The organism is Luteibacter sp. PvP120, assembly GCF_054055715.1.
The window spans coordinates 1-20,060 of sequence record NZ_JBSRXP010000011.1; the positions used below are offsets into that span (position 1 = coordinate 1).

General features: G+C 64.3%; 12 protein-coding genes. 8 read left to right on the top strand and 4 right to left on the bottom strand.

What is annotated here, in order from left to right:
- Positions 1–101 precede the first annotated feature (101 nt).
- The gene (locus ACVKN3_RS17505; RefSeq protein WP_456992198.1) at positions 102–1,862 is read left to right on the top strand and encodes an AAA family ATPase; all 1,761 of its coding nucleotides are present in this window, start codon (positions 102–104) and stop codon (positions 1,860–1,862) included.
- Between the two features lie 2 nt (positions 1,863–1,864).
- A complete protein-coding gene (locus ACVKN3_RS17510) occupies positions 1,865–2,548 on the top strand; it encodes a rhomboid family intramembrane serine protease (protein ID WP_036139067.1) in 684 nt (227 codons plus the stop codon).
- On the opposite strand, the gene ACVKN3_RS17515 is transcribed toward ACVKN3_RS17510, so the two are convergent.
- Together ACVKN3_RS17515 and ACVKN3_RS17520 are read right to left on the bottom strand one after the other, a co-directional pair.
- Positions 2,537–3,283: a glutamine amidotransferase gene (locus ACVKN3_RS17515; RefSeq protein ID WP_354516886.1), complete on the bottom strand. Its 747-nt coding sequence runs from the start codon at positions 3,281–3,283 to the stop codon at positions 2,537–2,539. The two genes, ACVKN3_RS17510 and ACVKN3_RS17515, sit on opposite strands and share 12 nt — an antisense overlap.
- Positions 3,280–5,097, bottom strand: a complete 1,818-nt coding sequence (locus ACVKN3_RS17520; RefSeq protein ID WP_354516888.1) for a GspE/PulE family protein — start codon at positions 5,095–5,097, stop codon at positions 3,280–3,282. The genes ACVKN3_RS17515 and ACVKN3_RS17520 overlap by 4 nt, the downstream gene beginning before the upstream one ends.
- A gap of 66 nt (positions 5,098–5,163) precedes the next feature.
- Between ACVKN3_RS17520 and glyQ the strand changes: the two genes are divergently transcribed.
- Together glyQ and glyS are read left to right on the top strand one after the other, a co-directional pair.
- Positions 5,164–6,081, top strand: a complete 918-nt coding sequence (glyQ, locus tag ACVKN3_RS17525; protein WP_036139073.1) for a glycine--tRNA ligase subunit alpha — start codon at positions 5,164–5,166, stop codon at positions 6,079–6,081.
- Positions 6,071–8,215: a glycine--tRNA ligase subunit beta gene (gene glyS / locus ACVKN3_RS17530; protein WP_354516889.1), complete on the top strand. Its 2,145-nt coding sequence runs from the start codon at positions 6,071–6,073 to the stop codon at positions 8,213–8,215. Before glyQ ends, glyS begins: the two co-directional genes overlap by 11 nt.
- Positions 8,216–8,280: 65 nt before the next feature.
- On the opposite strand, the gene ACVKN3_RS17535 is transcribed toward glyS, so the two are convergent.
- Positions 8,281–8,889 (bottom strand): helix-turn-helix domain-containing protein, encoded by a 609-nt coding sequence (locus tag ACVKN3_RS17535; protein WP_285402591.1) that lies wholly within the window; start codon positions 8,887–8,889, stop codon positions 8,281–8,283.
- A 725-nt stretch (positions 8,890–9,614) separates the two neighbouring features.
- Here ACVKN3_RS17535 and ACVKN3_RS17540 point away from each other — a divergent pair.
- From ACVKN3_RS17540 to ACVKN3_RS17555, 4 genes are all read left to right on the top strand, one after another.
- Complete coding sequence (locus ACVKN3_RS17540) at positions 9,615–12,662, top strand: TonB-dependent receptor (protein ID WP_354516891.1); 3,048 nt, start codon at positions 9,615–9,617, stop codon at positions 12,660–12,662.
- Positions 12,663–13,154: 492 nt separating this feature from the next.
- On the top strand, positions 13,155–16,217 hold the full coding sequence (locus ACVKN3_RS17545) for a TonB-dependent receptor (RefSeq protein WP_354516893.1): 3,063 nt from the start codon (positions 13,155–13,157) through the stop codon (positions 16,215–16,217).
- A 323-nt stretch (positions 16,218–16,540) separates the two neighbouring features.
- Positions 16,541–17,389, top strand: a complete 849-nt coding sequence (locus ACVKN3_RS17550) for a DUF1481 domain-containing protein (RefSeq protein WP_354516895.1) — start codon at positions 16,541–16,543, stop codon at positions 17,387–17,389.
- 345 nt (positions 17,390–17,734) lie between these two features.
- Complete coding sequence (locus ACVKN3_RS17555; protein ID WP_354516897.1) at positions 17,735–18,115, top strand: hypothetical protein; 381 nt, start codon at positions 17,735–17,737, stop codon at positions 18,113–18,115.
- Between the two features lie 71 nt (positions 18,116–18,186).
- Here the strand turns inward: ACVKN3_RS17555 and ACVKN3_RS17560 are convergent, their stop codons facing one another.
- Entirely contained in the window at positions 18,187–20,004 is a 1,818-nt protein-coding gene (locus ACVKN3_RS17560; RefSeq protein WP_354516899.1) for an autotransporter domain-containing protein, read from the bottom strand.
- Positions 20,005–20,060: the final 56 nt, after the last annotated feature.

Here is a 20,060-nt window from a genome sequence, read left to right on the forward strand (position 1 = left end):
ATGGTAGTGTGGCTCAAGCCATGCAAGAGTAGGTCACCGCCAGGGGCTTTATCCCGGAAACCCGGTCTCATTTGAGACCGGGTTTTCTTTTTGTCGAACCGTTGCTGGCGTGCCCCAAAGGGCACGACCCGCAACAGGTCACCGCCAGGGGCTTTATCCTAAAAACCCGCCACGGGCACTCGTGGCGGGTTTTTTCTTGCTTAATTTCCTTTGAAATCATGTCTCATGACCCGATCATCCATGCCGGGCGATCGGCTACATTAGGGACCATGTATCTACAAAACTTCGGGCTGCGTGAGCCTCCGTTCGGCGATGCACCGGATGCGCGTTTCGCGTGTCTGTTTGCGCGTGAACGCGACGCCCTCGCGCATGTCGAATACCAGCTGGTGTCCACGGACGCCAGCATGACCCTGATCGCCGGGGAGGCTGGCCTGGGCAAGAGCCTGCTTTGCCTGCTGATCGAAGCCGATGCGCCCAATCACGGCGTAAAGGCCGTACGCCATGGTGCCGACGACTACGCGTTGGGCAACACCGCCTGGCTTCGCTCCCTGTATGCCGGCTTCGGTCTGCCGCTTCCACTCAGCGCAGACGCCAACACAGAAGACCATCTGGTCGACGGGCTGGCGGCCGGCCTGGGGCGATTGCTGCAGCACGTAAGCCGACGTTTCCTGCTGATCCTGGACGATGTCCAGCGGATGCCCGAAGGTATGCTTGCCGTCGTCCAACGCCTGCATGCCGCTTGCGAGCAGGCCGGCACGCCGTTCCACCTCGTGCTGGCGGGCTTTCCCGCCCCCGACGAGCGACGGCCCAACTCACCGGCGATGGCCCTCGCCGCGCGGGTGACCAGCCAGCTGACACTGGCGCCGTTGACGGCCGAAGAAAGCGAGCGCTACGTACGCCATCGTCTGCACGTGGCGGGCGCGTCCCATATGCCTTTCAGTCGACTGGGCCTGCGCAGCCTGCGCGATGACGGGAAAGGTAATCCCCGGCGGCTCAGCGCCCTTGCCCAACGCGCGCTCGAGCGGGCCGCCGAGCGTGGCGAACGCTCCATCGGCGAACGTGCGCTCGGCTTCGTCGCCCGCGAGGTTCTTCCACAGCACGCGCGCTACTGGCTGCGCCGCTATCGCAAAGCCATCCTCGTGGGGTGCGCGGTTCTCGCCGTCCTGTTCGTGGGCGGTGTCACTACCTGGTTCCTGTCGGGCCGCAGCCCATCTCGCCCAAAGAACCTAGTGACGGCCACGCCCGAGCAGGCCCTGGAGAAATTCCGTGATGCCTTGCCCGCACCCGATGTGGGCAAACTGCGTGTATGGAGCGAGCTACTGGCGCGCTGGCAGGTCACCTCGAAAGAGACCTCGGTCGCTACCGCCATGGCCTGCGATGCCGTGATCTTCCCCGGTTTCGCCTGCGTCAGTGGACGCGGTTCACTGGATCAGCTCCGCCGTTTCGATCGCCCGCTGCTGCTCGAGCTTGACGAAGCGCATGGGCGCCAGGAAGTCCTTCTCGTAGGCGCCGGCGATGAGGATGTACGCCTGTATCTTGGAGGCAAATACGTCGAACTGACGCGAGACGTCTTCGAACGCGTGTGGAACGGTCGTTTCTATGCGGTCTTCCGCACCGACCCGTCCATGCCTGCAAAGCTTTCCCGTGGTGACACGGGCGCGGGCGTGGGTTGGCTGTTGAGCCACCTGCCGGCGGAGGGCACGGTGGCGCCCACCACGTTCGATCGCGGCGTGCAGGCACGCGTGCTCGCGGTGCAGCAGCGCTTTGGCATCGCCGCCGACGGTGTCGTCGGTCCGGAGACGATGTTCGCCCTGTCGTCGCTCGAAGCCGAAGGTCCGCATCTCGCCCGCGGCATTCCTTGACCATGTTCGTCCACGTGGACACACGTCGGCGGTCGCGCCTGTGCTGGGCGACGATACTGATCGTCGTGGTCTGCGTTGTCAGCTTCGTGGGCCTGGCACTGGCCGGCCGGGACGAACGCACGCTAATCATGCGGCACTGGGGGACGGTCCCGGCACACCTGTTCGGCACGGGCTTGCCGCTGTGGCAGCAGATCAGCGATCCCGCCCTGCTGCGGCTGTTGACGGCGACATTCATCCACGGCGGCTGGCTGCACCTGGTCAGCAACCTGCTGTTCCTGGTGATTTTCAGCCTGCCCGCCGAGCGCAGCCTCGGTTCGCCGCGCTTCCTGCTGTTGTTCCTGCTCGGCGGAGTGGTCGCGAACCTGATCGGCGCCATCTCGCTTACCGGCGCACGCGTGGCAATCATCGGCTGCAGCGGTGCGGTGTCGGCCGTGGTCGGCGCCTACGTCACGCTGTTCCCTCGCGCCAAACTAGGGCTGGTGCTGCCGCTGGGTCTGTTCCTCGAGTTCGTCCGCGTACCCGCGTTTCTACTGATCGGCATCTGGGCGCTGGTGCAGCTGCTTTTCAGCTATGCCGGCGCCAGCTACGGTGCGGTGGTCTGGTGGACCCACATCGGCGGCTTCCTTTTCGGCATCGTGTTCGCGTTCGTCTCACGCGGTGCCATCGTTCGTCGCTTACGTAACTGAGGATTCCTCTTCCGCTCGCGATGCGTGCAGGTGTTCGCGTACGAAGCCGCGCAGCAATCGCGTCGCATGCGGCGTGGGCACCACGGCCGCCAGCATCTGCGCCGGTGCAAGGCCTTCCTGGTCGAGGACATCGTGGCGTCGGCGGATATAGGCGCGCATGACCTCGGCCGAAAACTCAGGGTGGAACTGCATGCTGGTGGCGTGCCTGCCGTAGCGGACGAGATGGTGCGGATCGCGTTGGGATCCCGCCAACGAGACGGCGCCGCGCGGTAGCTCCAGCACGCTCTGTTCGTGTGTCGCATGGGCGGCGAAGGTTTCGGGCAGCGCCGCGGCGAGCGGGTCGTTTCCCACCTCGCCGCGCAAGGTAAGGGGAATCGTGCCCATCTCGCGCCCGCCGGGCAGGTAGTCGACCCGCCCGCCCAGCGCATGCGACATCAACTGGTGCCCGTAGCAGACGCCGAGCAACGGCAACTCCACGTCCATGGCATTGCGAATCCAGCCGGCCGTGCGCTCGCTCCACGGCAGCTTCTCCGTCACCATCGATGCGGAACCGGTCAGCACCGCACCCGCGATGTCGCGAGGGTCCGGCAAGGCTTCACCCTTTTCCGCATCGACGACGCGGATATGGGCCGGGCGCAGGCGCAGGCCGAGCTGGAACCAGCGGGGGAAGTCACCGTGGCGTGCGCTGATAACGTCGGGCGCGCGGCCGGTGCGGACGATGATCAAGGGCTTCATGACGTGGAGGTATCTTCGATGTCGCTGGGGGGGAGGACGTTGAGCACTTCGCGCACGGTCGTGATGCCGGCGGCGACCTGTGCCGCGGCGGAAATCCGCAGGGGCTTCATGCCCTCGCGCAGGGCGGCCGCGCCGAAACGGCCCAGGTCGAGTTCCGCGGAAATCATGCTGCGCAGGCGCCCTGTCATGGGCATCATCTCGTAGACGCCGGTGCGTCCCAGGAAGCCGGTCTTGCGGCATTCCAGGCAACCCACGGGCGCAAACACGCGCTCCGGCAGGGGGATGTCCCAGCCACGCGTGACGACGCGCCATTCGTCCAGGTCCTGGGCGGCCGGCTGCTTGCAGTGCGGGCACAGCGTACGGACCAGGCGCTGTGCCACCACGCCGCTGAGCGTGGACTGGATCAGGTAGTGCGGCACGCCCAGGTCTAGCAGGCGGGTGACCGCGCTGGGCGAGTCGTTGGTGTGCAGCGTGGACAGCACGAGGTGGCCCGTCAGCGAGGCCTGGACGGCCATCTGTGCGGTTTCCAGGTCGCGGATCTCGCCCACCATGATGATGTCCGGGTCCTGGCGCAGCAGGGTACGCACGCCCGCCGCGAAGTCCAGGTCGATCGAGGCCTGCACCTGCATCTGGTTGAGGTCGGGCGAGACCATTTCGATGGGGTCTTCCACCGTGCAGACGTTGAGCTCCGGCTTGGCCAGGTGTTTCAGCGTGGAGTACAGCGTGGTGGTCTTGCCCGAGCCGGTGGGACCGGTGACCAGCACGATGCCGTGCGGGCGCTCCACCATGCTGCGCCAGACCCGGTCTTCCTCGGCCGAAAAGCCCAGTTGCGAGAAGTCCTTCATGACCAGGTCGGGATCGAAGATACGCATCACCACCTTTTCGCCGAAGGCCGTCGGCATGGTCGAGATACGCAGTTCCACCTCGCGGCCGCCGGCCGAACGCGTCTTGATGCGGCCGTCCTGGGGCCGGCGCTTTTCGGCGACGTCCATGCGCGAGAGGATCTTGACGCGTGCGGTGACCGCCGTCATGACCGGGGGCGGCAACTCGAACACCTTCTGCATCACGCCGTCGATGCGGAAGCGCATCTGGCCGGCATCGCGGCGTGGCTCGAGGTGGATGTCCGAGGCGCGTTGCTCGAAGGCGTATTGCAACAGCCAGTCGACGATATGCACGACATGGCGATCGTCCGCACCCAGCTCGCCGCCCTTGCCCAGTTCCACCAGCTGCTCGAAGTTGATGATCTTCGAGGCGGAGTCCTGGCCTTTCGCATCGACCGCCAGCTGGATCGAGCGCTGCACGCCGTAGAACTCGAGCAGGTAGCGGTTGATGTCGATCGGGTTGGCGACCACGCGGCGAATATCGCGCCGGAGCATCTGGCCGAGATCGTTGGCCCAGCTGGTGTCGAAGGGCTCCGCGGTGGCGAAGGTCACTTCGCCACTGGTGGCCGCGACCGGGAGGATCCGATGGCGCTGCGCGTAGGCGTTGCTGACCACCTGCGTGACCTGCGCCACGTTGACCTTCATCGGGTCGATCTTCAGGTAGGGCAGGTCCGCCTTGCCGGCCAGCCATTCGACCAGGGCTTCCAGGCTCAGTGGCCGACCGGGGTCGCGGCCGTTGTCCAGCTTCGCGCTGGAGACCACGACCAGGGGATGCAGTTCGATGGCCGATCTGCCGCTGCGGGAGCCGGTGCGCACGCGCTTGGCGTCGTCGGCACTGACATAGCCGTCCACCATCAGCGAGGCGAGCACCTCGTCGAGCTCCAGCCGGCCACGGCGGCCCAGGAGGGCGGCGTGCTGCGGATTGACTGCCATCAGGTCCAACCCCGTGTTCAATACTACGCCGCTATACTAGCCCGCTTTCTCAAGGACTCGGGAACCATGTCCGCGCCCACTTTCCAAGACGTGATCCAGACCCTCAACCGCTATTGGGCGGACCAGGGCTGTGTGCTGGTGCAGCCGCTCGACACCGAAGTCGGCGCGGGCACCTTCCACCCGATGACCTTCCTTCGCTCGCTCGGACCGGAGCCCTGGGCGGCCGCCTACGTGCAGCCGTGTCGACGGCCCACGGACGGTCGCTACGGCGACAACCCGAATCGCCTGCAGCATTACTACCAGTACCAGGTGATGCTCAAGCCGAACCCCGACAACATCCTCGACCTGTACATCGGCTCGCTGAAGGCGCTGGGCATCGATCCGCTGGTGCACGACCTGCGCTTCGTCGAGGACAACTGGGAGTCACCGACCCTGGGTGCCTGGGGGCTCGGCTGGGAGGTCTGGCTCAACGGCATGGAAGTCACCCAGTTCACTTATTTCCAGCAGGCCGGTGGCCTGGAATGCCGGCCGGTCACGGGTGAGATCACCTACGGCCTCGAGCGCCTGGTGATGTACCTGCAGAACGTCGACAGCATCTACGACATCGTCTGGGCGAACGCCCCGCATGGCGTGGTCACCTACGGCGATGTGTTCCACCAGAACGAAGTGGAGCAGAGCACCTACAACTTCGAGCACGCCAACGTGGCCGAGCTGTTTCATTGGTTCGACGTGTGCGAGGGCGAGGCCGCCAAGCTGATCGAGGCGGGCCTGCCTCTGCCGGCCTACGAGCAGGTCTGCAAGGCCAGCCACGCCTTCAACCTCCTCGACGCACGTCGGGCCATCAGCGTCACGGAACGCCAGCGCTACATCCTGCGCGTGCGTACGCTGGCCCGCAGTGTGGCCGAGGCCTACGTCGCCCAGCGTGAAAAACTCGGGTTTCCCGGCTTGAAGAAGAACGACAAGGAGGCCGTCCATGGCCGATAAGCGCCTGCCCCTCCTGATCGAGCTGGGCACCGAAGAGCTGCCGCCCAAGGCCCTGGACGACCTTGCCGGTGCCTTCGCGCAGGGCATCGTCGAGGGCCTGCGCAAGCGCGGCGTGGCCGCCGGCTACGATGCCGCGAAAACCTACGCCTCCCCGCGCCGCCTCGCCGTCTATCTTCCCGATGTGGCCATCGCCCAGCCGGAACAGACCGTGGAACGCCGTGGGCCGGCCGTGGCCGCCAGCCTCGGTGCGGACGGTACGCCGAGCAAGGCGCTGGTCGGTTTCGCGCAGTCCTGCGGTGTGGACGTGGCGGCGCTGGAAAAGCTGGAGACCGACAAGGGCGCCTGGTTCGTCTTCCGTGCGGTGAAGCCGGGCCAGGCCACTGCCGCGCTCCTGCCGGAGGTGGTCGTCGAATCGCTCAAGGCGCTGCCGATTCCCAAGGCCATGCGCTGGGGCAACCGCGAGGACAGCTTCGTCCGTCCGGTCCACACGTTGCTGATGCTGCACGGTGCCGATGTCGTCGATGGCCAGGTCCTGGGCCTGTCCAGCGGGCGGCTGAGCAGCGGTCATCGCTTCCACCATCCCGAGCCCGTGTCGGTGGCCGATGCCGACAGCTGGCTGGATACGCTGCGCCAGGCGCACGTCATCGCCGATCCGGCCGAGCGCCGCCAGCGCGTGGTCGACGAGGTGGCCCGGGTGGCCACCGGCGGCGTGCCGCGTCTGGGCGAGGGCCTGCTGGCCGAGATCGCCAACCTCACCGAATGGCCGGTGGCGATCGCCTGCACGTTCGAGCGCGAGTTCCTGGACGTGCCGCCCGAGGCGCTGGTCACCACCATGGAGACCAACCAGAAGTTCGTGCCGGTGTTTGCCGCGGACGGTCGCCTCACCGAGCACTTCATCGGCGTCGCCAATATCGACAGCCGCGACCCCGCGGAGATCCGCAAGGGTTTCGAGCGTGTCATCCGCCCGCGCTTCGCCGATGCCAAGTTCTTTTGGGATGCCGACCTGAAAACCCCGCTGGCCGACCACCAGGAAGGCCTCAAGTCGGTCACCTACCAGCAGTCGCTGGGCAGCCTGTGGGACAAGACGGTGCGCGTGGCCGAACTGGCCCGCGTGATCGCCAACCGCGTCGGCGTCGATGCGGGGCAGGCCACGCAGGCGGCCGCGCTGGCCAAGTGCGACCTGCTGACCCGCATGGTCGGCGAGTTCCCCGAATTGCAGGGCGTGATGGGTCGTTATTACGCCACGCGCCAGGGCCTGCCCGCGGATGTCGCCGACGCGCTGGACAGCTTCTACCAGCCGCGCTTCGGTGGCGATGCCATCGCCGCCGGCAAGGTCGGCCAGGTGCTGGCCGTGGCCGAACGCCTGGACACCCTGGCAGGCATCTTCGCCGTCGGTCTCAAGCCCAGCGGCAACAAGGACCCGTTCGCCCTGCGCCGCGCGGCGCTCGGGCTCGCCCGCACGCTGATCGAGGCCGGCCTCGACATCGATCTGCGCGCCGCCCTCAGCGAAGCCTTCGAGCTGGTTCCCGAAGCGGCCCTGGTGGCTGGCGTGAAGCCCGGCAAGGACGGCAAGCCGCCGGCTGTCGACATCGGTGCCCGACGTCGCGAACTGGGCGACGAGGTGCAGGCGTTCGTGCTGGAGCGCCTGCGCGGCTATTACGCCGACCAGGGCTTCTCGGCCGACCAGTTCGAAGCGGTGATCGCGGTGTCCCCGTCCACGTTGCCGGACTTCGACCGTCGCCTGCGTGCGGTGGGCGAGTTCGCGCGTCGACCGGAAGCGGCCAGTCTGGCGGCGGCCAACAAGCGCGTGGCCAACATCCTGCGCAAGCAGGCGGAAGAGGCCGGCGCCGCGCCCATTCCCGGTACGGTGGACCCCGCGCATTTCGAGCTGGACGCCGAGCGCGCGTTGCATGCCGCACTGGACGCGGCCCGCGCCGAGACGAAGGGCATGCTGGCGTCGGGTGACTACATGGGCACGCTGGCACGCCTGGCGGCGTTGCAGGGGCCGGTGGATACGTTCTTCGACGACGTGCTGGTCAACGCCGACAACGCCGCGGTGCGTGGCAACCGCCTCGCCCTGCTGGCGCAGCTCAAGGCTACGTTCGGCGCCATCGCGGACATTTCGCGGCTGTAGGCCGCGGGCCGCAAGGATTCCCGTCGCCTTGGGCGGCGGGAATCGTCCCGATCAGCAATCGCCTATTACGCGGCAGCGGTGGCCTGATCGTCCGCCACGCGCGACATCAGCGTATGACGGAAGGCAATCATGCGATCCGCATAGTCCGCTTCGCCCGACCGACCGAGGATGGAATACATCTCGGCGACCAGGTCGGCATGGCGCACGGGGGAAAACCGGCTGCCGGTCATCTCGATATCGGACTGCAGGAGCTTCATCGCCGCCGCGAGGCGGGAGGCATCCAGCGTGGACGGCACCGGGCCCGACGCTTCGCGCCCGTCACGGCCGCGCACGTTTTCCGTGGTGTCGGTCCGGGCCAGCGGATCGTCGCCCGAGCCGTCCAGCATCATCGGGCCTTCGCCGGCGGCAAGCCAGACGAGGGAAAGGCCCAGCGTCTTGGCCATCGTGACGCAACGCCCGCGTGAGGGGTCGGTATTGCCGTCGCGCCAGCTGCGCACGACGCCTTCGGAAAAGCCGCAGCGTCGGGCGATCTCGCTGACGCTGCCGGACATCTTGATCACTGCCCGCACGCGCGTGGCGAACGACGATCCGACCGGCGTGACGTCGATACGTGCGGACTCTGCGTTTTCACCGGCCGCATCGGCCATGACGGAGCCCCTTGAGTTGTAGTTCATGCGCTTGGAACCTCGTGTCTGAGTGGATCGGCCCCCGGCCTTCCGCGATCCAACGCGCGGACCGTGTATTCGGTGTACAGCAACTTCCCTTCGAAAGCCTTTCTGCTGAGAAGTTTCTTAGGTGACGCCGCCGGCTGTCCCTGGCCTCGCCGGTCGGTTCGTTGCCGCGTCTAACCATCGGTCGCTTCTGGAAATCTTTACCTGTCGGCACGAGGGCGCAAGTGAGTGCGCCCCGATCCCCGGAACGTTGCAATCGGTATTTCATGGGTTATAGGGCGAATCGGCTCAGTCGGCCCCGTTCTCGCGGCACCCGGAAGCGCAAAACCCTACGCGAACACCCGGCAATTCCGGACTTTTCTCTAGGAATGATTCCTAGGAAAAAGGAAGATCTCGCTTGCAAGGCCCAAAGGTCACATATGTAACTGATTGTAAGAGCGCAGTTTTTTGCGTTATGCATCACTTGCCATGGGAATAACTGTCTAGCTGCGTAAATTTTCCGTGAGATTTTCGTATTGCGTAGCGATGACAGCTTTGGATATACCTACTGCAAGCCACGACAGTGGCGCTTCGGGGTGCAGGGTCCTTAGCAGGGGGTTCTGCTGTTGAAAGGGGATTTTTTTTCAGCCTCCGATCTCTCAGAAGCCTGGCGCGAGCCGGGCCGGGGTCGGCTTGCCGCTCGACGCGACCTATCGCGCTGACGGAATTTTTAATCGGGGAGATGCAAGATGAATTCGCGCCACAACCGCGCCGCCATGATGGGACGTCGCACCGCACTGGCCCTCGCCATCGGCCTGGGTACCGTGTCCGGTGCCGCCTTCGCACAGTCCACCACCGGTTCCATCTTCGGCCAGGTGCCGGCAGGTGCGGGCCAGACCGTGACCGCCACCAACGAGACGGGCGTCACCCGCACCGTCGCCGTGGATGCCGCCGGTCGCTACACCATCACGTCGCTGCCCCTGGGTAGCTACAAGGTGACGCTGAACAAGGACGGTGCCGCCGTCGATTCGCGTTCCAACGTCTCCCTGCGCGTCGGCGCCGGTACCGAAGTGGCCTTCGACGCCGCCGCCGCTTCCGGCAGCTCGGCCTCGACCAGCCTGGAAGGCGTGACCGTCTCGGCCAACGCCCTGCCGTCGATCGACGTCAGCGCGGTCGACTCGCGCACTGTTATCACCTCCGAGCAGCTGAACAAGCTGCCGCTGGCGCGTACCGCCGAAGCCATCGCGCTGCTGGCGCCGGGCGCCGTGAGCGGCAGCTCGTTCTTCGTCGGCCCGACCGGTAACGCCCTCGTCTCGATCGCCGGCAGCGCCGTCACCGAGAACGCGTACTACATCAACGGTTTCAACACCACCGACCCGCTCAGCGGCTTCGGCGGTATCACCCTGCCGTACGGCGCCATCGACCAGCAGGAAATCCTCGCCGGCGGTTACGGCGCGGCGTATGGTCGTTCGTCCGGCGGCGTGATCAGCCAGGTCGGCAAGCGCGGCACCAACGAATGGCACTTCGGTGGCCAGGTGCTCTGGGAGCCGAAGGGCACCAAGGCCGACCAGATCAACTACTACCGCCAGGTCGGTGCGCAGGCCGGCGCGCTGTACGACGACAACCGCAACGACAAGAACTGGCGCACGACGTACTCCGCGTACGCCGGTGGCCCGCTGATCAAGGACAAGCTGTACATCTTCCTTGCCGCCGAGCAGGAGCGTCGCCAGGGCAACCAGACCACGAGCATCGCTTCCCCGTTCGTGTACCAGCAGTCCTACCGTAACCCGAAGATCTACGGCAAGATCGACTGGAACATCAACGACAGCAACATCCTCGAAGTGACTGGTGCGTCCAACAAGCAGGATTACGACGCGTCGATCTACAGCTATAGCTACGCGACCCAGCAGAAGGGTGCGTACACCGGCAAGGACACCGCCGGCGCGCCGCTGAACAAGTCGGGTGCGAATCTGTACACGGCCAAGTTCACCAGCTACATCACCGATGACCTGACCCTCACCGCGCTGTACGGCAAGATGAAGGGCACGTACTACACCGCCGAGGGCGGCGATCAGTCCCTGCCGTCGATCATCACGGCGACCAACCAGGATCCGCTGATCACCGGCGGTGCCGCTATCAGCAACGCCAACCCGGCGGCGCAGACCAACAATCCGCAGCACACCTCGACCAACACGAACTTCCGTGTCGACCTGAGCTATCACATCGGCGACCACACTATCGTGGCCGGTCTCGATAACCAGAAAGTGGCCGATAACGATGACGGCCAGAGCACGACGGGTCCGGGTTACGCCTGGGAGTACCTGAACACCGACGCGGGCACGCCCATCATCGGCACGCTGCCGACCGACGCCGCCTATGTCGCCCCCCCGGGTGGTCGTGGTTACTACGTCGCGCGTTATGTCTACAGCACCTCCGCATCGGTGCGCACCACGCAGCGCGCGCAGTACATCGAGGACACCTGGCAGGTCAACGACCGCTGGATGCTGAAGCTGGGCCTGCGTAACGACCAGTTCACCAACTACAACCAGAACGGCCAGCCGTACCTGCGCCTGACCACGCCGCAGTGGGCCCCGCGCCTGGGCGCTACCTGGGACGTCAATGGCGACTCCAGCCTGAAGATCTACGCCAACGCGGGTCGCTACTACCTCGCGCTGCCGGCGACCGTCGCGCTGCGTTCCGCCGGTGCCTCGCTCTACACACGCGAGTACTTCAACTACACCGGCATCGACGCCAACGGCATCCCGTCGGGCCTGACGCCGATCGCCAGCAGCACGGGCGGCCCGATCTCGGCCAACCGCGAGTACGGCATCCCGCGTGACCCGGCCACCGCTGCCGCCACCAACATCAAGTCGCAGTACCAGGACGAGTTCATCCTCGGCTTCGACGCCGCGCTGACGGACAAGTGGACCTACGGTGCCAAGGCCACCGTGCGCAAGCTGCGTAACTCGATCGACGATGTCGGCGACAGCGGCGCGATCGAGGCCAAGATGATCCGTTCGGGTATCGATCCGAACACCATCGGCGCCATCCAGGGCAGCTACCTGTTCAACCCGGGTCGTGCCAATACGTTCCTGGTGCCGAACACCAACGGCGGCTTCTACAGCGTCGACATGAACAACCAGGACTTCGGCTTCCCGCACAACAAGCGCAGCTACTACGGCCTCGAGCTGTACCTGGATCACGCCTGGGACGGCAAGTACCAGGTCCGCTTCGACTACGTCTACTCGAAGAGCTACGGCAACTCGGAAGGCCAGGTCCGTTCGGACATCCGTCAGGACACGGTCTCGGCGACGGTCGATTGGGATTACGCCGAAGTCATGCAGTACGCCAACGGCGAACTGGCCAATAGCCGCAAGCACCAGTTCAAGGCCTACGGTTCGTACCAGCTGGCGCCGGAATGGCTGGTTGCCGCCAACATCAACATCGCCTCGGGCGCACCGAAGAGCTGCCTCGGCTTCTACGGTCCGAACCAGACGAACCCGAACCTCGGCTACGGTTCCTACTACCACTGGTGCGACGGTCAGCCGTCGCCCCCGGGTGAAGCGGGCCACAATCCCTGGACCTACATCGTCACGGGTAGCCTGGAATACCGTCCGGAATGGGCCGACAAGAAGCTGGCCTTCAATGTCACGGTGTTCAACCTGCTGAACCAGCGCAAGGAAACGCAGGTGTACCCGCTGCACGGCACCACGCAGCAGCTGAACCCGCGGTACGGCGTTCCCATCTACCAGACCACGCCGCGTTACGCTCGCTTCGGCATCAGCTACGACTTCTGATAACGCGCCGCGTATCGCACAACAAGAAAAAGACCGCGGGGGGCAAGGCTTTGCCCCCCGACGGTAAGGAAACGTGCTCCCCAGATCGCCTTCTTCCGCCTCCCGGACGAGGGCTTTTTTTTTCGGAACTGTTTATTTCTCAAGCAAAAATCCCCTGATTTCCGCGAGTTGGCAGCTATACCTGAACGAGTTCCGCACTAGGAAAAACACCTAGCCCGTGTAAATAATTTGTTGACACGGCAGTCGGGTCACGCCTATGTTCGGCATCGGCGATACCTGACTGACCCTTTCGTGAACCACGAAAGGCGAAGGGTGGGTTCCTCGTCAGGGCTTGTCAGAAGCTGGTCAGGGGTTGGCGTCCTCTCTGGGAGGAGTAGGGCGCTGGTACCACCCCTCGGATCCGAGCGACGGACAAGGCCATTTTTTTCCGGCCTTTGGTCGGTTTTGCTCGTTTTTTTGGGCCCTGTTAGGGTCGATCTGGGGAGATTTGCAATGAGTTCTCGCAGCATCCGGCAGGCTTCCGTCCTGCGTCGTTCGTCGCTGGCGCTTGCGCTGGCCATGGGCATGGGCCTTACGGGCAGCGCGTTCGCCCAGGCCACCACCGGTAGCCTCTTCGGTTCGGCCGAAGCCGGCGACACCGTTCAGATCACCAGCGGCTCCGGCGTGACGCGTACCGCCACGGTCGGTCAGAACGGGCGTTACGGCTTCAGCAACCTGCCGCTGGGCACGTACAAGGTCAGCCTGATGAAGGGTGGCGCTACGGTCGATTCGCGCGATAACGTGGAACTCCGCGTCAACGCCGGTACCGACGTGTCCTTCAACGCTGGCGCGGCAGCCAGCGCGGCGAATGCTTCGAACCTCGAAGGCGTCACCGTGGTCGGCACCTCCACGCCGCCGATCGACGTGTCGTCGGTCGACTCGCGCACCGTTATCACCCAGACCCAGCTCAAGCAGCTGCCGCTCGGCCGTTCCGCCGAAGCGATCGCGCTGCTGGCTCCGGGCGTCTCGCCGGGTGCGTCGGGTACCGGATTCGCCAGCCCCACCGGCCAGGCTCTCGTCTCGTTCGGCGGCTCGGCAGTCACCGAGAACGCGTATTACATCAACGGTATGAACACCACCGATCCGGTGGCGGGCTATGGCGGCATGACCCTGCCGTACGGTGCCGTTGACCAGCAGGAAATCCTGACCGGCGGTTACGGCGCCCAGTACGGTCGCTCCGACGGTGGTGTGATCAGCGTGGTCGGCCGTCGCGGCACGAATGACTTCCATGCGGGTGGCCAGATCCTCTGGACCCCGGCCTTCGCCAAGGCCGACCCGATCAACGCCAAGTATCCGGGCAGCTCGGTCAACGACGGCCAGACCTACCGTTACCGTAACCTCAACAAGGATTGGGACGCGGTCTATTCGGCTTACGCCGGCGGCCCTCTGATTAAGGACACCCTGTTCGGCTTCATCGCTGTCGAGGGTGAGAAGCGTGAGGGCGACAATGTCGCGATCAGCTCGTCGAACCGCAACACACAGTACACGTACAAAAGCCCGAAGCTGTATGCCAAGTTCGATTGGAACATCAACGACAACAACCTGCTCGAGCTGACGGGCGCCAGCTACCAGAACAATTACAGCGGCGATGTCTACGCTTTTGACAACGATACCCGTCGCACGGGCGCGTTCCAGTCGCAGGATACGACTGAGAACACCAAGCAGCGGATGTGGATCGCGAAGTACACGAGCTACATCACCGATGCCCTGACCCTGACCGCGCAGTACGGCAAGCAGGACACGAAGCTCTACACGAAGCCGGGCAGCGCCGATCCGTCGCTCATCCACATTATCTCGCCGCAGCAGCAGAACCCGGCTTACACCGCCGGCTTCCCGCAGGGCATCACCAATGCCCAGAACCTGACGACGGTGCCTGACTCCAGGCACGAGAGCAAGGTGTCGAACTATCGCGTCGATCTTGCCTATGTGCTGGGCGATCACACCATCACGGTGGGTATCGACAACCAGAACTCGCAGGATCTGAACGATGGTGCGTCGGTGTACGCCGATGCCGGTTACATGTGGAGCTACGGTACGGTGGCAGCGGGTAGCGGCATCGCCAACGGCGCCGTCGACTCCCCGGTTGGTACGCCTTACTACGTGAGCCAGTACCGCCAGCAGACGGCCGCTTCGGTGCGTGTCCGCCAGCGCGCGCAGTACGTCCAGGACGAATGGCAGGTCACGGATACCGTGAAGCTGTCGCTCGGCCTGCGCAACGACCAGTTCACCAACTACAACGGCAGCAACGAGCCGTACATCACCCAGACCAAGCCTCAGTGGGCTCCGCGTCTCGGCGGTACTTGGGACGTGTTCGGTGATAGCACTTTCAAGGTCTATGGCAACGCGGGTCGTTATTACCTCGCCCTGCCGCTGGCACCGGCACTTCGCGGTGCCTCGGGCTCCACGCAGACCAATGTCTATTACTCCTACACCGGTATCGATCCGACCAACGGTTACCCGACGGGTCTGACGCCGCTCAACACGGTCAACGGCCCGGGCCAACCGTACTCGACGAACAACGAATACGGCCAGGCGAAGGATCCCCGCATCGTCACGGCGAAGGGCCTGAAGTCCGAGTACCAGGATGAGTTCATCCTCGGTTTCGACAAGACCCTGGGCGACAACTGGGTTTATGGCGCCAAGGCGACCTACCGCAAGCTCGGCAACGCGATCGACGATTATTGCGATACGGGCGACGATCCGGCGGGCCGCCTGCAGCAGCTGTTCACGGCAAGCGGTTCCGCGGTCGACCTGAAGCAGGCTGGCGTCAGCTGCTACCTGTTCAACCCGGGTCGCGCCAACACGTTCCTGGCGCCCAATGCCACCGGCGGCTTCGACAGTGTCGATGCGACCAACGCCGATCTCGGCTTCCCGCACCTGAAGCGTCATTACTACGCGCTCGAACTGCATCTGCAGCACGAGAAGGGCGATGGCAAGTGGTGGGGTAACGTGAGCTATGTCTACTCGAAGCTCTACGGCAACAGCGAAGGCCAGACCGATTCCGATGCCGGTACGCGCAGCGATCCGTCGGTTACCCAGGCATGGGACAACGCCCCGCTGATGGTGTATTCGAATGGCAAGCTCGCCAACGATCACACCCACGCGTTCAAGATGTACGGTGCCTACGAGATCACGCCGGAATGGCAGCTCTCGGGCAACATCGCGATCATCTCCGGTGCGCCGCGTAACTGCTACGGCGGTTTCGGCCCCGGCCAGATCGACGCCGGTTACGGCACCGAGTCGTACCACTGGTGCGGTGGCCAGCCGTCGCCCCCGGGCGAGGCGGGTCGCAACCCGATTACGCACACTGTCTCGGCGGCCCTCGCTTACCGTCCGGCGTTTGCCGAAGGCAAGCTGGCGTTCACGGCGGAAGTCTTCAACCTGCTCAACGAGCAGAAGAAGACCCAGTCCGATCCGTACTACGCAACCACGGATGCGAAGGAGCCGACCTACAACGTGCCGATCGCGTTCCAGACCCCGCGGTACTTCCGCTTCGGTGTCACGTACGACTATTGATTGTCGTTCCGTCGAACGTGGATAGCCGTTCCATCTCGGCTATCCACTCGAGAAAGCGCCACCCATCCGGGTGGCGTTTTTTTTGCATGGGATAGCGATGACCGGGCCGCTGTTCTGCTGGAAGCCTGGCCGTTTCCGGCAAACCTGCCTTTAAACATGCCAACAAGGTCTCCTTTTACGAAAATGCAGGTAATTCGTCTCTTGACTTTTACAGGGGAGATTTTGCCGGTATGCTCCAAGGTTCCCCCGGGACGTGTTGCCGTGCCATGCGCGCGCGTATCGTCCGCGACCCAAATCCGTTTCGTTTCCTATGAGGTTCGACCATGCGCAGGATCTTCTTGTCGCTCGCTTCCGTGACTGCCCTGGCGCTTGCCGGCTGCGGTGGCGGCTCTGACAACAACGGCCAGCAGGCCGCCGCCGGTGGCAGCGACAATGCCGCTCCCGCCAATGCCGTCACGGGTAGCGTCACGCTGCGTGATGCGGGCGCCCAGCTGTCGCCGGATGCCAAGCTCGACCTGAAGCTGGTGGACGTCAGTGCCGAGGGCTCGCAGCCCCTGGCCACCAAGACCATCCAGCCGGTGACGCTGCCGCAGTCGTTCCAGCTCGACTTCAACGCGTCTGATCTCAACCCGAACGACATCTACATCGTCGAAGCGTCGCTTCAGGACGGTGAGCGTCACTATTCGTCGCCGTTGAAGACCCCGGTGCTGACCAAGGGCGCCAAGAACGTTGCCAACATCCAGATGGTGGGTGAAGCCACTCCGGGCGAGAAGGAGCTCAACGGCTTCAACAGCCTGAAGAAGAACATCGGTGGCCTGAAGATGACCCAGGGCACCGCGCTGAAGGAAGGCGAGTCGCGCGGCTGGCAGATCTTCAAGAAGGGTAACGACGTGCAGTTCGTCATCGAACTGGTCGACTACGGCGACAAGGGCTTTACCTCGACCAACTATGCCTACAAGGATGGCAAGCCCTGGGTGATCGTCCAGGAGAAGAAGCCCAGCAAGGATGGCAAGCCGACCTCCACCGAGCGCGCGGGCTGGAACGATGCCGGCGAGCTGGTGCTCAAGCAGAACGAGGCCGGCGGCAAGGTCGACGTGCTCAGCGACGACGCTGCCAACGACCTGAAGAAGCAGGCTGAGGCAATGTATTCGAAGGCTGGCGGCAAGAAGTAAGGTTTTCTTGAGTCTTAAAGATAACGCCGGCCATTGGCCGGCGTTTTTATTTGAATCGCCTTCATTTGCTCGTGATGGCATTCATAGCTGTCGCCGCAGCAGCGATATGTGTACACGTCACCCCGATACCACTCTCTCACGCACAAAAAAGTGCTATGTAAGGTTTCCCTGACAGACATTAGGGCAATAAGGTGGGAAAGTTGAAAGTGCAGGGCGGGCAGCGGAATAGCTCAGTCGTAACGGCCAACAGTCCGCATTTGACGGAACTATTCGGTGCTGAATTGATTGCCAGGCCTGCGAAGCCCCTCCCCCAATCAAATCTTCTACCTAAGGGAAGAACGCACGATGTATACATGGTCAAAAATTGCTTTGACAGCCGCACTTTTGCTGGGCTGCGCAGGCTCAGCCAACGCACTTTCGCCTAACGCTACGTCCCGCAAATTCTTTGACGAAAATGGCGCACTTGTCGGCCAGGACATCCGTCTTTGCAATGCCCTGACGTATCACGCTGGCAACACTCACACTGCTTACTTAATCACCGAAGAAGTAAATTGCGGGACCAATCCAGGCCTGCGTTACATCGTTCCGGGCACCATCATCACTCACTATACATTGCCCGGATTTCTTTCCATAAGTACGGCGTGTGGTATTGCGGAATGTAGTCCTGCGGACGCTGCTGAGCCCGAAATGCTTAACGATAAGGGTTGGACATGGGTCAATCCCTGAATGGCTTCTGGGAATTGACGCATTTATAAAAAACGCCGGCTCGAATGAGCCGGCGTTTTTTACAAGGCCGATCAGAACGCCATCTTCAGCCCAAGATTGAGGCTGTTGTAACGCTGCGTATCGTCAGCAAAGCGACCGCTGTAGCTGGCCCAGCCGCTCCAGCGCTGGCTGAAGTCGGCGCTGACACCCAGATCGGCGGTGACCCAGGTCTTGTCCGGGGTGAAGCCCTGGACGTCGAATCGACCGGCCATGCTGTTGAGCCCGGCCGACACGAAGCGATCGTCGGCGCGGCCGTCGTGGTTGTAGCCCACTTCGGCAAACGGGTGCAGCATCGTGCTGCCAGCCTGCCAGGAACCCTGCAGGCGCCAGCCGGCGGTTTCGATGCGGGCGTTGCGGGTCTGGCGACCGAAGGTCATCGCCGTGCTGCTGTCGCTACGCTCGGTGTAGCCGAACACGCGCAGCTGTTCCCATTCCACGCTGACGAACGGGCCGGTCTTCAGCGTGTCGCTGCCGAACCACCAGCCGCCCTGCAGGCCTGCGCCGACGTGGGAGCCGTCGGTCTTGCCGGTTTCGGTGCGGCGTGCGGCGCCGAGGTCGATGCGACGATCGATGTCGGTAAAGCTGAGCTGGCCGAAGCTGACGAACGCGCCGCCGTAGCCGCCGCCCTGGTGGTAGAACGCATAGCCGGAACCGGCCACGTCCTGCATCTTGTAGCCACCGCCGCCCTGGAAGTCGGCGTTGTTCTGCGACAGGCCCAGCGCGACACCGACCGACACGTTGTCGTTGACGCGGGCGTCCGCGCCCACGGTCAGGTTGACGTTGTCGCTGTCGGTCTTGGGCGAGGTGTCGGTCGACTTGAACTTCTGCTGGCCGTAATCCACCGCGGCGAACACGCGCGATTCCGCGCCGAAGTTGTCGGCCATCATCTGGCCACGCAGGGCGCGGACATGGGCCGCGTTGGACGCGAGACCGGCTTCACCGAGCAGCGAGATCTTCTGCGGCGCGCTGATGATCGACACGGCGTACTGGCCGAGGATCGCATGGGCGGCCGTGGTCGGATGGATGCCGTCGGCGAACAGGTACGTGGACGCCGCATTCGGGTCGCGCAGCGTGGCGGGCGTGCAGGTCAGCGACGAGGCGGTGGTGCAGGCCGGCACGGTGACGTTGGTGAAGCCGTAGGCGCTGGGGTTGGCGATGACTTCGTTGAGGATCGCGTAGGCGTTGACCGGCACGATGCCGCGACCGGCCTGGGTCAGGCCACCGGACAGCACGCCGTTGTAGACCTGGGCCAGCTGCGAGATCTGGCCGGCGGCCGTGGCACCCTGGGAGAGGGCAGCCGGGGTCTTGCCCACATCGGGCAGGTTGAAGACAACGATGGTCTTCGCGCCGGCGGCCTGCAGGGCCTTGATCTGGCCGACTTCGTTGGTGGCCGCGGTGGCGACGACGACCTGGGCCGTGGCCGGGTTGGCCGTGGCGGCGAGCAGGTCGTTCGCGCCGATCCACATCGTGTAGAGCGCGTTCGGGTCGGCCTTGCCACCGGTGGAGGCGAGGTAGGTCTGGATCTGCGTCGAGGTCGGCGGCACGGTCAGCGGCGTGCCGGTAACCGGGTTCACCGTGGCGGCGCGCGCATTGCCGTAGGCGTAGTCGGTGCCGCCCTTGAGCGACGGCGTGAGCGTCAGGCCGTAGTTGGCCGCGATGTTCTCCACGGCCACGGTACCCGGGTTGGTGGTGAAGCGCAGCGCGACCGGCGAGCGAAGCAGCGTGGAGACGTTACCGCTGTCGCTGAGCGAGTCGCCGAAGGACACCACCTGCGTAAAACCGTCGGCGTGTGCCCCGGCACTGGCGAGGAGGGCAGCGCCGATGGCGCCGGCGAGATGACGAATACGCATGTGGAATCACTCCGTGTGTGGGGCGTTAGAGAAACGTTACGGTAATCGAAGCCATA

Coding starts and splice junctions, on each gene's coding strand:
- ACVKN3_RS17510 (WP_036139067.1), top strand. CDS start 1,865: ATGTTCGTCCACGTGGACACACGTCGGCGGTCGCGCCTGTGCTGGGCG.
- ACVKN3_RS17515 (WP_354516886.1), bottom strand. CDS start 3,283: ATGAAGCCCTTGATCATCGTCCGCACCGGCCGCGCGCCCGACGTTATC.
- ACVKN3_RS17520 (WP_354516888.1), bottom strand. CDS start 5,097: ATGGCAGTCAATCCGCAGCACGCCGCCCTCCTGGGCCGCCGTGGCCGG.
- glyQ (WP_036139073.1), top strand. CDS start 5,164: ATGTCCGCGCCCACTTTCCAAGACGTGATCCAGACCCTCAACCGCTAT.
- glyS (WP_354516889.1), top strand. CDS start 6,071: ATGGCCGATAAGCGCCTGCCCCTCCTGATCGAGCTGGGCACCGAAGAG.
- ACVKN3_RS17535 (WP_285402591.1), bottom strand. CDS start 8,889: ATGAACTACAACTCAAGGGGCTCCGTCATGGCCGATGCGGCCGGTGAA.
- ACVKN3_RS17540 (WP_354516891.1), top strand. CDS start 9,615: ATGAATTCGCGCCACAACCGCGCCGCCATGATGGGACGTCGCACCGCA.
- ACVKN3_RS17545 (WP_354516893.1), top strand. CDS start 13,155: ATGAGTTCTCGCAGCATCCGGCAGGCTTCCGTCCTGCGTCGTTCGTCG.
- ACVKN3_RS17550 (WP_354516895.1), top strand. CDS start 16,541: ATGCGCAGGATCTTCTTGTCGCTCGCTTCCGTGACTGCCCTGGCGCTT.
- ACVKN3_RS17555 (WP_354516897.1), top strand. CDS start 17,735: ATGTATACATGGTCAAAAATTGCTTTGACAGCCGCACTTTTGCTGGGC.
- ACVKN3_RS17560 (WP_354516899.1), bottom strand. CDS start 20,004: ATGCGTATTCGTCATCTCGCCGGCGCCATCGGCGCTGCCCTCCTCGCC.